The 14,475-nt window shown below is 71.8% G+C and carries 15 protein-coding genes, 1 tRNA gene and 1 other RNA gene; 7 read left to right on the forward strand and 10 right to left on the reverse strand.

The genetic code is table 11. The annotated features are described in order from the left end of the window. Positions 1-84: 84 nt before the first annotated feature. Positions 85-1,677: a metallophosphoesterase family protein gene (locus J4030_RS16375; RefSeq protein ID WP_208050313.1), complete on the forward strand. Its 1,593-nt coding sequence runs from the start codon at positions 85-87 to the stop codon at positions 1,675-1,677. A gap of 257 nt (positions 1,678-1,934) precedes the next feature. Here the strand turns inward: J4030_RS16375 and J4030_RS16380 are convergent, their stop codons facing one another. Genes J4030_RS16380 through arsM form a run of 3 tightly spaced genes read right to left on the reverse strand, consistent with a single transcriptional unit; the run spans position 1,935 to position 4,202 of the window. Further along, positions 1,935-2,366 (reverse strand): low molecular weight phosphatase family protein, encoded by a 432-nt coding sequence (locus J4030_RS16380; RefSeq protein ID WP_208050314.1) that lies wholly within the window; start codon positions 2,364-2,366, stop codon positions 1,935-1,937. Beyond that, positions 2,359-3,447, reverse strand: a complete 1,089-nt coding sequence (arsB, locus tag J4030_RS16385) for an ACR3 family arsenite efflux transporter (RefSeq protein ID WP_208050315.1) — start codon at positions 3,445-3,447, stop codon at positions 2,359-2,361. Before arsB ends, J4030_RS16380 begins: the two co-directional genes overlap by 8 nt. Then, on the reverse strand, positions 3,444-4,202 hold the full coding sequence (arsM, locus tag J4030_RS16390; protein WP_208050316.1) for an arsenite methyltransferase: 759 nt from the start codon (positions 4,200-4,202) through the stop codon (positions 3,444-3,446). The genes arsB and arsM overlap by 4 nt, the downstream gene beginning before the upstream one ends. 77 nt (positions 4,203-4,279) lie before the next feature. Here arsM and J4030_RS16395 point away from each other — a divergent pair, with 77 nt between their 5' ends. Next, positions 4,280-4,630, forward strand: coding sequence for a helix-turn-helix transcriptional regulator (locus J4030_RS16395; protein WP_208050317.1), 351 nt, complete (start codon positions 4,280-4,282; stop codon positions 4,628-4,630). Positions 4,631-4,640: 10 nt separating this feature from the next. On the opposite strand, the gene J4030_RS16400 is transcribed toward J4030_RS16395, so the two are convergent. From J4030_RS16400 to J4030_RS16425, 7 genes are all read right to left on the reverse strand, one after another. Continuing rightward, the gene (locus J4030_RS16400) at positions 4,641-5,360 is read right to left on the reverse strand and encodes a hypothetical protein (protein WP_208050318.1); all 720 of its coding nucleotides are present in this window, start codon (positions 5,358-5,360) and stop codon (positions 4,641-4,643) included. 6 nt (positions 5,361-5,366) lie between these two features. Next, positions 5,367-5,495 (reverse strand): hypothetical protein, encoded by a 129-nt coding sequence (locus J4030_RS18365; protein ID WP_279538208.1) that lies wholly within the window; start codon positions 5,493-5,495, stop codon positions 5,367-5,369. Then, positions 5,492-5,815 carry a PadR family transcriptional regulator gene (locus J4030_RS16405; RefSeq protein ID WP_208050319.1) on the reverse strand — a complete coding sequence of 108 codons (324 nt, stop codon included), beginning with the start codon at positions 5,813-5,815 and terminating at the stop codon, positions 5,492-5,494. Before J4030_RS16405 ends, J4030_RS18365 begins: the two co-directional genes overlap by 4 nt. A 61-nt stretch (positions 5,816-5,876) precedes the next feature. Further along, the gene (locus tag J4030_RS16410) at positions 5,877-6,548 is read right to left on the reverse strand and encodes a 1-acyl-sn-glycerol-3-phosphate acyltransferase (protein ID WP_208050320.1); all 672 of its coding nucleotides are present in this window, start codon (positions 6,546-6,548) and stop codon (positions 5,877-5,879) included. 3 nt (positions 6,549-6,551) lie between these two features. Continuing rightward, positions 6,552-8,795: a DNA polymerase III subunit gamma and tau gene (locus J4030_RS16415; RefSeq protein ID WP_208050321.1), complete on the reverse strand. Its 2,244-nt coding sequence runs from the start codon at positions 8,793-8,795 to the stop codon at positions 6,552-6,554. Positions 8,796-8,915: 120 nt separating this feature from the next. Next, positions 8,916-9,012, reverse strand: an RNA gene (ffs, locus tag J4030_RS16420) — signal recognition particle sRNA small type. Positions 9,013-9,019: 7 nt separating this feature from the next. Further along, on the reverse strand, positions 9,020-10,027 hold the full coding sequence (locus tag J4030_RS16425; RefSeq protein WP_208050322.1) for a GlxA family transcriptional regulator: 1,008 nt from the start codon (positions 10,025-10,027) through the stop codon (positions 9,020-9,022). A 70-nt stretch (positions 10,028-10,097) separates the two neighbouring features. On the opposite strand from J4030_RS16425, the gene J4030_RS16430 reads away from it, so the two are divergent. The 5 genes from J4030_RS16430 (at position 10,098) to J4030_RS16450 (ending at position 14,468) form a co-directional block, all read left to right on the forward strand. After that, positions 10,098-10,871, forward strand: a complete 774-nt coding sequence (locus J4030_RS16430; protein ID WP_208050323.1) for an alpha/beta fold hydrolase — start codon at positions 10,098-10,100, stop codon at positions 10,869-10,871. Continuing rightward, positions 10,868-11,422: a carbonic anhydrase gene (locus J4030_RS16435; RefSeq protein ID WP_208050324.1), complete on the forward strand. Its 555-nt coding sequence runs from the start codon at positions 10,868-10,870 to the stop codon at positions 11,420-11,422. Before J4030_RS16430 ends, J4030_RS16435 begins: the two co-directional genes overlap by 4 nt. 63 nt (positions 11,423-11,485) lie before the next feature. Further along, positions 11,486-11,575 (forward strand) — tRNA-Ser (locus J4030_RS16440). 170 nt (positions 11,576-11,745) lie between these two features. After that, positions 11,746-12,693 (forward strand): agmatinase, encoded by a 948-nt coding sequence (speB, locus tag J4030_RS16445; protein ID WP_208050325.1) that lies wholly within the window; start codon positions 11,746-11,748, stop codon positions 12,691-12,693. Further along, on the forward strand, positions 12,690-14,468 hold the full coding sequence (locus tag J4030_RS16450) for a gamma-glutamyltransferase family protein (protein ID WP_208050326.1): 1,779 nt from the start codon (positions 12,690-12,692) through the stop codon (positions 14,466-14,468). The genes speB and J4030_RS16450 overlap by 4 nt, the downstream gene beginning before the upstream one ends. The last annotated feature ends 7 nt before the right edge of the window (positions 14,469-14,475 follow it).

Below are 14,475 nucleotides of genomic sequence, written 5' to 3' on the forward strand. Positions count from 1 at the left end.
CGGTCCGTCGCCGCACCGAGTGTTTCCGGTGCGTTCACGTAGACCGTGTGGCGAGGACGAGCCGTCTTCCAGATCGTTGTGCTCATGAGTGCAACGGAGACGAACGGGGATCCGGGCGTCGCCCGGCGGCATCTGCTCGCGGGGGCCGGGTTCGCCACCGCGGTCACGGCTCTCGGGGTGTCCACGGCCGCGGATGCCGCGGCGACGCCCGTGACCCTGAGGCCCCAGGGGAAGGGTCGACGGCACATCGTGCCGGTGCCCGTCGTCCACGGTCTGCACCTGCAGTTCGGAGCGGACGCCGCCACGGAGGTGGTCGTCAGCTGGCACACCCTGGCGCCCGTCCAGGGCGCGCGGGTGCTGCTCGGCAACGAGCGGGGCGACTTCAAGCGCAGCGTCGCCGCCGAGACGACGTCATACGTCGATGAGAAGTCGGGGACGACGGTGTACGCCCACCACGCCGCCCTCAGCCGCCTGAGGCCGGGCACGTCGCACCTGTACGCGGCCGTCCACGACGGGACGACGCCACAGTTCGGCACCTTCACGACCGGTCCTCGCGGGCGGGCACGGGTGACGTTCACCAGCTTCGGCGACCAGGGCACCCCCACGCTGGGCAAGCTGCTGCCCGGCACGACGACCACCTGGGTCAACGACAACCTCGGCGCACCCGCCGGATCGGACACCACGGCGGGTGTGGAACAGGTCGCGCCGATGTTTCACCTGTTCAACGGCGACCTCTGCTACGCCAATCTGGCGACCGACCGGATCCGCACGTGGTGGGACTTCTGGGCGAACAACTCCCGCAGCGCGCGGAACCGGCCATGGATGCCGGCGGCGGGCAACCACGAGAACGAACTCGGCAACGGGCCGATCGGCTATCGGGCCTACCAGACCTACTTCTCGGTGCCGAGAGCCGGCGGACAGACGCAGGTGACCCGGGGCCTCTGGTACTCCTTCACGGTCGGCGCGGTCCGGGTGATCAGCCTCGCCAACGACGACGTCTGCTACCAGGACGGTGGGAACTCCTACGTGCGCGGCTACTCCAAGGGCGCGCAGCGGACCTGGCTCGAGCAGGAGCTGCGTCGCGCACGCCACGACCGGGACATCGACTGGATCGTGGTCTGCATGCATCAGGTGGCGATCAGCTCCGCCGACAAGGCCAACGGCGCCGACCTCGGCATCCGGCAGGAGTGGATCCCGCTGTTCGACCGGTACGGCGTGGACCTGGTCGTCTGCGGGCACGAGCACCACTACGAACGCAGCCACCCGATCCGCGGCCAGGAGCAGAACGCGACGCTCACCCCGAAGGTCGCGGCGACCGATACGACCGTGGTCGAGACCACGAAGGGCACCGTGCACATGGTCCTCGGCGGGGGCGGTTCCTCCTTCACGTCCAACCAGCTGCTCTTCCAACCGCCCGCATGCCGTGTCATCACGGCGGTCGGCGCCCCCGATCCGACGACCGGCAAGCGCCCTCCCGTCTACGTCATGGATACCGCGCGGTGGTCCGCCTCCCGCGACGGGGAGCACCCGTACGGGTTCGCGGCATTCGACGTGGACCCCGGGCGTCCGGGCGGGGACACCACCATCACGGTCACCTACTACGACGCCACCGGCGTCGGCGGCGGCCTCCAGGCATTCGAGACCTTCCAGCTGAAGCGACCGCGCTCGGACCGGTGAGGTCGAAGCGGGGGTTCGGTAGCCACGCGCCGTGGAGGCGAACTGCCTAGTGTGGGACGCATGGCGCGGGACTGGACCGTCGTGCGGTGCTCCGGCGGTGACTACTACGAGACCGTCTGGGAGAGATGGGTGTCGTTCAAGGCCGTCCGACTCGGCCGACGGCGCTTCCAACGGTGCCCCATCCATGGCAGGTGGGAGATGGTCCAGCGGGTGCCGGAGGTGGACCTGACACCGCAGATCCGCCAGTCAGCGGCAGGTCACCGGGATTCCGGCAGGCCCTGATCGAGCCCGGCCAGCAGAGAGCGCACCCGGTCGTTCAGGTCGTCGCGCACCAGGCGCATCCGCTCGATCCCGTCGATGCCCCGCGCCGACGGCTCGTCGAGTTCCCACGTCGTGATCGGAGCGCGCATCCCGTCGACCGGGTCGAGGCGCGCATCCGAGCCCACGACGATGACGCGGTCGGCGCGGCGGAGCAGATCGGGGTCGACCGCCTTCGGCCACTCCCCGGCCAACGAAGCCCCGACCTCCTCGACGACCTGCCGGGACAGCTCGTTGAGGGTGCCGCCCGGTCGGGTGCCCGCGGAGTGCACCTCGACACGACCGGGGGCGAGCTGCCGCAGGAGTGCGGCCGCCATCTGGGACTTGCCGGCGTTCTTCACGCACACGAACAGCACACAGGGGTCAGGCATGGGCGCCCTCCAACGGGAAGCGGGAACGTAGGGCCAGGGAGACGTAGACCAGCCCCACGAGGACCGGCACCTCGATCAGGGGCCCGACCACTCCGGCCAGCGCCTGCCCGGAGGTGACGCCGAAGGTGGCGATCGCGACGGCGATGGCCAGCTCGAAGTTGTTGCCCGCGGCGGTGAACGCCAGCGTCGTCGTCCGGGCATAGCCCATGGCGAGCACCCGGCCGAGGACGTAGCCGCCGCCCCACATCAGCGCGAAGTAGACCAGCAGCGGCAGCGCGATCCGGGCGACGTCCAGCGGGCGTGACGTGACCTGGTGCCCCTGGAGGGCGAAGAGCACCACGATGGTGAACAGCAAGCCGTACAACGCCCACGGTCCGATCCGCGGCAGGTACGCCGCCTCGTACCGGACACGGCCCCAACGGCGTTCGCCGATGCGGCGCGAGAGGAACCCGGCCAACAGCGGCACGCCGAGGAAGACCAGCACCGATGCCGCGATGTGCCACACAGACACGTCGAGCCGGGTCTGCTCCAGCCCGAGCCAGCCGGGCAGCACCGAGAGGTAGAACCAGCCCAACACGGCGAACATGACGACCTGGAAGACGGAGTTCAGGGCGACGAGGACGGCGGCCGCCTCGCGGTCGCCGCACGCGAGGTCGTTCCAGATGATGACCATCGCGATGCAGCGGGCCAGGCCGACGATGATCAGCCCGGTCCGGTAGGTCGGAAGGTCCGCCAGGAAGACCCACGCGAGTGCGAACATCAGCGCGGGGCCCACCAGCCAGTTCAGCACCAGCGAGCTGATCAGCATGCGCCGATCCCCCGTGACCTGGTCGAGGCGGTCGTAGCGGACCTTCGCCAGGACCGGATACATCATCACGAGCAGACCGATCGCGATCGGCAGCGAGACGCCCTGCACCTCGACCGCCGACAGCACCCCGGACAGACCGGGGACGAGCCTCCCCAACAGCAGCCCGATCGCCATGGCGGCGACGATCCACGCAGGAAGCCATCGGTCGAGAGTCGACAGCTTGGCGACGACGCCCCGGTCAGCGGCGGCTCGGGGCTCAGTAGCGACACTCACGCGCGCACCGCCCGTACGATCGCCGCCTGTGCGTGCTCGTGGACCGCGTGGGTGTAGCGGATCTCGACCTCGCTCCAGCCGTTCGAGGTCAGCGCGTCCCGGTACTGCTGCTCGGTGAGCGCCCCTGCGATGCACCCGGTGTACGCCGCGACGTCGGCGCGGGTCGCCTCGTCCATGTCCTCATCGGCGATCACGTCGGAGACCGCGAACCGGCCACCCGAGCGGGTCACGCGTGCGGCCTCGGCCAGCACGGCGCCCTTGTCGGCGGCCAGGTTGATGACGCAGTTGGAGATCACCACGTCCACCGACGCATCCGGCAGTGGGATCTCCTCCAGGTAGCCGTGCAGGAACTCCACGTTCGTCACGCCTGCCTCGGCGGCGTTGCGGCGCGCGAGGTCGAGCATCTCCTGCGTCATGTCCAGCCCGATCGCCCGACCGGTGGGGCCGACCCGCCGCGCGGAGATCAGCACGTCCCCGCCCGCGCCAGCACCCAGGTCGAGGACGGTCTCGCCGGCCGCGAGATCGGCCACCGCAGTGGGTACGCCGCATCCCAGGGACGCGTCGACCGCGACGCCTGCAGGTCCGGTGTCCTCGCCGGCGTAGAGGCCCGATCCGAAGACTGCCCGGCCGTCGGCGGAGACGTTCTGGTCGTAGAGGCTCGGGCCGCAGCAGGAGCCGGACCCCTCGGCCGCGGCGCGGGCGGACTCGGCGTACCGGCGCCGCACCTCTTCACGAATGGCGATGGGATCACTCATGGTCCTGCTCCTTGCTTCGATACACGTCGATGCAGGCAAGGGTGGCGCTCTGGTTAGACATTTGTCAATATAGAGGGATGACCTTCATCCCGGTGCGCGACGTGACCGCCTCGCGGGTGCGCGTGACGCCGGGCGAGACCGCGCTCACGGCCGATAGCTGCGACGACGTGGCGGGCATTCTGAAGGGCCTGGCCGACCCGATCCGGCTGCTGCTCTTCAGCCACATCGCAGCCCATCCGAATCCCGTGTGCGTCTGCGACATCCCCGATGCCGGCGTCTCGCAGCCCACGGTCTCCCACCACCTGCGCAAGCTGCGCGACACCGGCCTGGTCGACTGCGAACGCCGCGGCACCTGGGTCTACTACTGGGCGACGCCGCTCGGCGCGGCGTGCGTGCCGTTCCTGTCCCAGCTGGCAGGCGACCGCTGAGCAGCGCGCCTCAGAGGCGATGCCACCGCGCGCGAAGGCCGAGCGCCGGCCCGAGCAGCGCGAGCCCGAGGATCACCAGCGCGACCTCCACGCCCGCGCTCATGAGGGCAGCGGGCACCGCCGCGTGCTCGGCTCGGTCACGCCCGAACGCCGCCGCGGCCGCGATGAGTGCGGTCGGTAGGAGCAGCCGGCCGGCGCCCACCTGCGGAAGTGAGAGGTGGGTCGCCGCGCTGAGATCGGCGAGCGGAGACCGCACCGGCCGATCTGCTGCGTGCCGGTAGGCACGGATCACCGACCGGGTCCGCAGCACACCCACCATCGCCAGGGCGGCCAGAAAGGGCCCGCCGAGGATGAGGGCCGCAGGACCATGCCCTGGGACGGCGCCCGCGGCCGCGAACAGGGCGACGGCCGCGGCGAGCAGGGCGCAGCCGTTGCGGCGGCACAGCAACGCCACCTCCCCGGCCGTCGCCTGCCGCCCCCGCAACCCGAGAGCCTGCAGGGTCGCGAGCGCGAGCGACACCGCTGCGACCTGCGCGGCTGCGAAGAACGTGACGGCCCAGCCGATCGACCCGGTCGTGGCGGCGGTCGTGGAGTTCAGGACGACCAACGTCGAGCCCGCGACCGCGAAGGCGCCGATGATCGTGGCGAACGTCGACCGCTGCGCTCGTCGCGTCGCCACCTCCGCGTCCAGCGCCGCCGCGATCCCCGCAGCATCGCCGAAACGGCGCACCGCCTCCTACGGCCCGTCCACGGCGGCGGAGTCCACGAGGTGGTCGCGGCATTCCTTCAGCAGCCGGCGCCGCATGGCGCCGCGTACCTGCAGGAGGCGTCGCAACTCGTCCAGGTAATCGTCGACAGCCGTCACGCGAGCCCCCCGATCACGCGGTCCACGGCTGCCGAGAAGGTCTGCCACTCCTGCCTGGATCGAGTCGCCGCCTGGCGACCAGCGGGGCTGAGCCGGTAGACCCGTCGCCGACGACCCTCCGTCACGCTCCATGCGCTCGTGACCTGCCCGGCGCGCTCGAGGCGTTGCAGTGCCGGGTAGAGCGACCCCTCGGGCACCGAGAGCGCGCCGCCGCTGCGTTCGCCCAGTCGCTGACTCAGCGCATATCCGTGACCGGGCGCGTCGACCAGCACGGCCAGCAGCAGGCCCTCGAGATGCCCGCGCAAGAGGTCGCTTCCCATGATCCGACGATACCCAGACCGTCTGGGTATCGACAAGGGTTACTTCGCAGTGAATCGCCGGTCAGCCGGTGGCAGAGGGCCTTTCGTTGTACGCCGCAGCGCGCGGCTGCCCGGACAGTTGGGCGATGGCGTCCATGACCTGGTCGGTCAGCTCACGCCGGGCACGGCCGGCCGGTACGCCGGTCCAGCGGCCCACCGGGTTGATCGGTGCGCCGAAGCGCACGGTGAACTGCTCCCGGTGCACCCGGCTGTCACCGACCGGCTGCACCTTGTCGGTGCCGATCAGACCCACCGGCACGACCGGCACTCCGGCCGTCAGCGCGAGGTGGGCGACGCCGGTGTGCCCGCGATAGAGCCGCCCGTCGCGCGAGCGGGTGCCCTCGGGATAGATGCCGAACGCGTCACCGGCGGCCAGCACCCGCAGCGCGAGCTCGAGGGACTTGGCCGCAGCCTGGGAATCGTCGCGCTCGACAGGGATCATGCCCATCGTCTCGAACCACAGCCGCGAGGCGGCGCCCTTCGCTCCGGTGCCGGTGAAGTAGTCCGACTTCGCCAGGAAGCGGACCTGCCGCGGCGCGACCAACGGGATGACCACGCTGTCGATGAAGGACAGGTGGTTGCTCGCCAGGAGGACTCCCCCATGGCGGGGCACGTTGTCGGCGCCGTCGACCTGGGGGCGCCAGAGGGCGCGGACGACGGGTGAGACGGTGCCTTTCGCGGCGCGATAGAGCACAGGTCAGTCCCGCTGGTCCTCGATGACCACGCCACCGAGGATCGAGGTCACCACCGGGATGCCGACCTCGCCGGCGTCCTCGACGTCCTCGTCGTCGCGTGACCCCTCGTCGTCATCGGGCGCCGGGACGGTGGGACCGGTGACGCCCGCGGAGGCCTGCGGGGTGGCCGGCTCGCTGGCCCAGCTCGGCGCGGGCGCGCTGCTCGCGCCCCATCCGCCGGGCTCGACCTCGGGCTCGGACCGTTTGCGCGGCGCGGAGCGCTGGGGACGGCGCGCGGCCGCGAGTGCAGCGGGCTGCGGATCAGGCGCCTTCGTGCCGGTTTCACGGGCGGCGGGTTGCGCGCCCTGCTCTTCGCCGGGATCGGCACGCTCAGCAGGCGGCCGCGCCGGGGCGAGATCGTCCGGCTGCGGCGTGCCGGTGGGAGCACCGCTGTCGGTGCGGGCCTGCACCGTCACGGTGACACCGAGGGCCTCCTGCAGCGCCTGACGTACGACGTCGCGGTGCGACCCACGCTCGAAGGTCTGGGCGAGGCCCGGGCTGCTCACCCCGAGCACCAGGAGTGGCGGGCTGTACTCCAGCACGTGCGCGTGCTGACTCAGCAACGCCCACGTCACCCGCTTGATGCGGGCGATCGCGTTGAGCACATCGGGCCAGGCCCGGCGTATCGCGTCCGTGTCGAGCCCTCCCGCAGCCGCGACCTGCGGCTGCGCTTCCCGCGGCGCGTCGGAGTCGTCGGCCGTGTCGCGCTCCGCGGACGGGCTGCCGACGGGGTCGGCGACCGCGGGGATGTCACGCCCCTGGGACCGGACGTCGACATTGTCACCGCCGCCGTCGGGTTCGTCCGGCGCGTCCGGCGAGTCCGGCTTCGGGGTGGGGGCCGGCTCCGGGATGGGTGACGGCACCACGGGCGGCTCGGTCGGACCCGCGGGGGGCGTGGGCTGCTCGAGTGGCCGGCCGGGCTGCGGCTCGGAGGGCTCAGCCGGCTCGGGCGCGGTCGGCTGTGGCGTCGAAGACTGTGCGGACCGGGTCGTGGTGGCCTCCGGCGCGGAGGCGGTGGGCCGAGGTGCCGTCGCCCCCGGCACGGCGCCGATCGCGAGGCGGCGTTCGAGTCGGTCCAGCCGCGCGGCGTACCCCTCCTCGCCGCTCGCCCCGGGCAGCAGCACACGCGCGCAGATGAGCTCGAGCTGCAACCGCGGCGCGGTGGCCCCGGTCATCTCGGTCAGGCCGGCGTTGACGATGGTCGCGGCGCGCGCCAGGGTCTCGGCGCCGAACGCCGCTGCCTGCTCGCGCATCCGCTCGAGCTGGTCCTCCGGGACGCCGCGCAGCACCTGCGCCACCCCCTCGGGGACCGCGGCGACGATGATCAGGTCGCGCAGCCGCTCGAGCAGGTCCTCGACGAACCGCCGCGGGTCGTGGCCGGATTCGATGACCCGACCGATCTGTCGGAAGGTCGCCGCGGGGTCGGACACTGCGAGCGCGTCGATGGTGGCGTCGAGCAGCTCGCCGTCGGTGAACCCCAGCAGCGTGGCCGCGCCGGCGTACGTCAGTCCGCCGTCCTGCGACCCCGAGATCAGTTGGTCGAGCACCGAGAGGGAGTCGCGCACGGACCCGCCGCCGGCTCGGGTGACGAAGGACAGCACGCCCGGCTCGACCTGCACGCCCTCCGCGACGCAGAGCTGCTCCATGTACTCGGTCAGCTTCTGCGGCGGGACCAGCCGGAACGGGTAGTGGTGGGTGCGCGACCGGATCGTGCCGATGACCTTCTCGGGCTCGGTGGTCGCGAAGACGAACTTCACGTGCTCCGGCGGCTCCTCGACGACCTTCAGCAGCGCGTTGAAGCCCTGCGTGGTCACCATGTGGGCCTCGTCGATGATGTAGACCTTGAACCGGCTGCTGGCCGGGCCGTACGCCGCCCGCTCCCGCAGGTCGCGCGCGTCGTCCACGCCACCGTGGCTGGCGGCGTCGATCTCGATCACGTCGACCGTGCCGGCGCCGCCGCGGGACAGCGCCACGCACGAGTCGCACACCCCGCACGGGGTCGGGGTGGGGCCCTGCTCGCAGTTGAGGCACCGCGCCAGGATCCGGGCACTGGTGGTCTTGCCGCAGCCCCGCGGCCCGCTGAAGAGATAGGCGTGGTTGACCCGGCCGGTCTCCAGGGCACGCATCAGGGGCACGGTCACGTGCTCCTGACCGATGACGTCGGCGAACGTCTCGGGTCGGTATCGGCGGTACAGCGCGGTGCTCACCTGGGGAACTCTATGCGCCGGGACCGTCAGTGCGACCAGCTCGTACGGGTGGCCGCGGTTGTCCGCAGATCCGTGCACCCGTCGACACGAAAGTGCGGACAATCACGCACTCCCCTGGACGTGAAGGACCCCCCACGCACCTGGAAGAGCACGCCTGCCCTTGCTGCATTCCTGCCCTGGGGGAGTTCGGCGCGGTACCACCGCGTGGGGGATCGGCGAACAGTCTAGGACACCGCAGCGGGTACGTCGGCCGCGCCGGTGTGACGCCCCTCGCCCGCGCCACGACCCGGCCCGCCGCCGAAGACCTGGCGATAGCGCGCGGGCGCGAGGCTCGTCTCGCGGCGGAAGTGCGTCCGCAGGTTGGCCGGCGAGCCGAGCCCGACCTGCTCGGCGATCTGCTCAACCGACAGACCGGTTCCTTCCAGCAGCTCCTTGGTACGGGCGATCCGCTGCTGCAGAAGCCAGGCCAGCGGGGTCATCGAGGTGCGCTCGGCGAATCGGCGGTGGAAGGTGCGCGTCGACATCCGCGCCCGCCGGGCCATCTGCGCCACGGTGATCTGCTCGCCCAGCCGCGCCAGCATCCACTGCTGGGCCGCTGCGAGGTCGTCGTCGCCGGGGGCGATCGGCGGCATCTCGATGAACTGAGCCTGCTCCCCCTCCCGACTCGGCGCCATCACGATCCGCTTCGCGACGTGGGTGGCGACGGCGGGCCCCAGGTCCTTGCGCAACAGGTGCAGCGCGAGGTCGACGCCGGTCGTCACGCCGCCCGAGGTGAGGATCGGCCCGTTGTCGACGAAGAGCGGATTCGGATCGACCTCGAGCGACGGGTGCTGACGCGCCAGATCGGCGCACATCGACCAGTGGGTGGTGACGGTCAGCCCGTCCAGGAGGCCGGCCTGCGCGAGAGCGAAGGTGCCCGAGCAGATCGAGACCATCCGCGCGCCACGCTGCGCCGCCGACCGCAGAGCCGCCAGGCCGGGTTCGGCGACGCGCTCCGTCGCGGCACCGCCGTAGCCGGGCACGATCACCGTCTCGGCGCGCCGCAGGAGGCGCAGGTCACCGTCCGGTACGAGGTGCATGCCCCCGGCCACCGCGACCGGACCACCGTCGAGCGAGGCGGTCCGCACCTCGTAGAACTCCGGCGCCTCCCGGGCGAAGACGTGCATGGGTATCGCCACGTCCAGCGGCAGGACCTGATCCATCAGCAGCACGACCATCCGATGACGCGTCATGGCATGATTCTATCGACGAACGGCAGTACTGCCACTTCCGACGACGACGGCGGACGACCACGCTGAAATCATGACCACCGAGACGAACTCTCCGACAACCGATTCCGGTCCGCTCACCGTCGTGCTCGTCCACGGCGCCCTCACCGACGCCTCCGTCTGGCACGAGGTCGTCGCCGAGCTGCAGGACCGAGGTCACATCGCCCTCGCGCCCGCTCTGGCCATGCGCAGCCTGGCCGGCGACGCCGCGGACCTGCACGCCTTCCTACGCACCCTCGACGGCCCGATCCTGGTCGTCGCGCACTCCTACGCCGGGTCCGTCATCTCCGACCCGGACGCGCTCACCCCCTCGGTAAGTGGGCTGGTCTTCGTGGCGGCGTTCCAGCCGGAGGCCGGTGAGAGCGCGGGCGAGCTCAACGACCGCTTCCCGGGGAGCGGCCTCACGCCCCCGAACGTCGTGCTGCGCGAGGAGCCCGCCGGGCAGGGCATGTACCTGCGCCCTGAGCGCTTCGCGCAGGTGTACGCCGCCGACGTCGCCCCGCGGACCGCGGCGGTGATGGCCGCGGCGCAGCACCCGATCGACCCGGCGGCGCTCGCGGAGACCTTCGCGCAGCCGGCCACGTGGCACTCACTGCCGTCGTGGGCGCTGGTGGCGACCGCGGACCACTCGATCCCCACCCGGGCGCTGCGGTTCATGGCCGGCCGGGCCGGCTCGAACGTCGTGGAGATCGACTCCTCGCACGCAGTCCCGGTCGCGCACCCCGCCGAGACCGCGACGGTGATCGAAGACGCCCTGACCGCACTGACCCGCTCGACCACCTCGACCACTGCGGGAGCCACCCGATGAGCAACCTGACCAATCTGCAGGACCGCAATGCGGCGTTCGCCCGGTCCGGAGCCCACAGAGAGGTGCCGGCGATCCCGTTCATCCCTCGCGAGCACCTCTACGTGATCACCTGCATCGACCCGCGGGTGGACCCGGCCGCCTTCCTCGGGCTGCAGCTGGGCGACGCGATCGTGGCGCGCGACGTCGGCGGCCGGGTGACTCCTGAGGTCATCCGCGACGTCTCCTACATCAGCCATCTCGTGCAGACGAAGGCTGCGGAGGGACCGTGGTTCGAGGTGGCGGTCATCCATCACACCGACTGCGGATCGGGGCTGCTCGCCGACGACACGCTGCGGCACGACTTCGTCCACCGGATGGGGCTCGACGAACGCACCCTGACCGACACCGCGGTGCTGGACCCTGAGCGCACCGTGCGTACCGACGTGGCCCGGCTGCGGTGGGCGCCGACGATCTCCCCCGCCGTACGCGTCTCCGGGCACGTCTACGACGTGGGCACCGGCCTGGTCCACACGGTCGTCGACACCGCCGGAGCGGATGCCATCAAGGGCTGAGCGCACGGCCGCACGACGCTGATTTATGCAGTCCCGCCGGGACCGGGTAACCTCTGCTCGCCTGGAGGATTCGCATAGTGGCCTAGTGCGCACGATTGGAAATCGTGTTGGGGATGAAACCCCTCGCGGGTTCAAATCCCGCATCCTCCGCCACATCGACGGGCCGGCCCCACTTCGGGCCGGCCCGTCGTGCTGTGCCGACCGACCGTCGTACGACGTGCCTGCCTGCCGCCGTCCCGGTGCGCCCTGTGGTGGTGAGAGCATCCTGGGGAGGAGCCGCCGGGTCCGATCCGGCGCTCACGAGCCCCGCAGGAGTGCCCCCGATGCCCGTCGGTCCGACTGACGCCAGCAAGACCCCGCGGTACGCCGGACTCACGACCTTCGCGCGACTGCCGCGCCGCGAGGACGTCGAGGAGTACGACGTGGCGGTGGTGGGGGTGCCGTTCGACAGCGGGGTGAGCTACCGGCCCGGTGCCCGCTTCGGGCCCTCGCACATCCGGGAGAGCTCGCGGCTGCTGCGGCCGTGGAACCCCGAGCTCGAGGTGGCGCCGTTCGACCTCCAGCAGGTGGTGGACGCCGGTGACATCGCGGCCAACCCGTTCGACATCGAGGACGCGATCGGGCAGATCGAGCGGGGTGCGGCCGAGCTGACCGCCGGTGGGCGACGGCTGCTCACGCTCGGCGGCGACCACACCATCACGCTGCCGTTGCTGCGGGTGATGCACGCGGCGTACGGGCCGATCGCGGTGCTGCACTTCGATGCCCACCTCGACACGTGGGACACCTACTTCGGCGCCCCGCACACCCATGGCACGACGTTCCGGCGGGCCTCCGAGGAGGGGCTGCTCGACCGGGATCACTGCCTGCACATCGGGATCCGCGGACCGCTCTACGACGTCCGCGACCTGCCGGAGTCCGCCGATCTCGGCTTCGCGACCATCCACGCCACCCAGTTCGACGAGCTCGGTACGCGCGGGGTGATCGAGGCGATGCTCGCGCGGCTCGGCGATGCGCCCGTCTACGTCTCGATCGATATCGACGTGCTCGATCCCGGGAACGCGCCGGGCACCGGCACCCCGGAGGCCGGCGGTCTGACGAGTCGGGAGCTGCTCGCGATCCTGCGAGCGCTGACCGCCACGAACGTCGTCTCGGCCGACATCGTCGAGGTGGCGCCGGCGTATGACCATGCGCAGATCACCGGTATCGCCGCCTCGCACGTCGGGTACGAGCTGCTGAGCGTCATGAAGCCGAACGCCGCTGTGACCGCATGACGTTCACGACGCGACCCACGCTCGCGGGCACCTTCGGAATGGTCTCCTCCACCCACTGGATCGCGTCGCAGTCGGCGATGAGCGTCCTGGAACGCGGCGGCAACGCCTTCGACGCCGCCGCGTGCGCCGGTTTCGTGCTGCACGTGGTCGAACCGCACCTGAACGGTCCCGGCGGCGACATGCCCGCCATCGTCGCCACCGCCGACGATCCGACGCCCCGGGTGCTCTGCGGCCAGGGCCCGGCGCCGGCCGGAGCCACCATCGAGCACTACCGCGCCGAGGGCCTGGACCAGGTGCCCGGGTCGGGCCTGCTGGCCGCCGCGATCCCCGGCGCGGTCGACGCCTGGCTGGTGCTGCTGCGCGACCACGGCACCTGGGAGCTGTCCGACGTACTGGAACCGGCCATCGGGTACGCCGAGGCCGGGCACCCCGTCCTCCCCGCCGTCTGCGCGACCATCGAGCGGGTCTCCGGGATGTTCACCGAGCACTGGCCCACCTCGGCGGACACCTGGCTGGCCGACGGGAAGGCCCCCGCGGCGGGTTCGATGGTGACCAACCGCGCGTACGCCGCGACCCTGCGCCGCCTCCTCGCCGAGGGCGCCGCCGCCGGCACCGACCGGGTGAGCCGCATCGAGGGCGCCCGGCGTGCGTGGTCGCAGGGTTTCGTCGCCGACGCGGTCGACCGCTTCGCCCGGGGTTCGTTCCTGGACTCCAGCGGCGCGGCTCACGCCGGAGTGATCACCGGCGCAGACCTCACGGGGTTCAGCGCGACCTGGGAGTCCGCCGCCACCCTCGACTGGGCGGGCACCACGGTCGCCAAGACCGGCGCGTGGGGCCAGGGGCCGGTGCTGCTGCAGTCGCTGCAGATGCTCTCGGCGCTCGGCGACCCCGCCGAGCTCGACCTGCTCGGCGCGGACGGCGTGCACACCACGACCGAGGTCATGAAGCTCGCGTTCGCGGACCGCGAGGCGTTCTACGGCGACGTCGACGTGCCGCTGAGCGACCTGCTCGACCCGGCGTACGCCGCGCAGCGCGCAGCCCTCGTCGGCGCGGACGCCTCGATGGAGATCCGGCCCGGCAGCCCCGGCGGTCGGGCACCGGTGCTCCCCCGCGGCCTGGGCGAGACAGACTCTGCGGCAGGCGATTCGACCGTCGGCGAACCGACGGTCGCAACGCCCACCGCGCAACGTGGGGACACCTGTCACGTCGATGTGGTCGACCGTTTCGGCAACATGATCTCCGCGACCCCGAGCGGCGGATGGTTGCAGAGTTCGCCCACCATCCCCGAGCTCGGCTTCTGCCTCGGCACGCGTGCCCAGATGTTCCGACTGCAGGAGGGCCTTCCGGCCTCGCTCGCTCCCGGCCGCCGGCCGCGGACCACCCTCAGCCCGACCTTGGTGCTGCGCGACGGCGCGCCCCTCCTGGCGTGCGGCACCCCGGGTGGCGACCAGCAGGATCAGTGGCAGTTGCTCTTCCTGCTGCGGGTACTCGCTCAGGGCAGCGCACTGCAGGAGGCCATCGACGCGCCGGCCTGGCACAGCGAGGCGATCCCCAGCTCGTTCTACCCGCGCGGCATGCAGCCCGGGGTGCTGGTGATCGAGGACCGGATGGACCCCGCCGCGGTGCGCGACCTGTCAGCCCGCGGTCACGACGTAGAGCTCGGCCCGGCGTGGAGCGAGGGTCGACTGTGCGCCGTCACCCGCGACGCCACGACGGGCGTCCTGCGGGCCGGCGCCAACCCCCGCGGCATGCAGGGGTACGCCGTCGGGCGGTGACGACCGC

Origin of the sequence: Allobranchiibius sp. CTAmp26, from assembly GCF_017565405.1 — a bacterium.
In the GTDB taxonomy this organism is placed as follows: domain Bacteria; phylum Actinomycetota; class Actinomycetes; order Actinomycetales; family Dermatophilaceae; genus Allobranchiibius.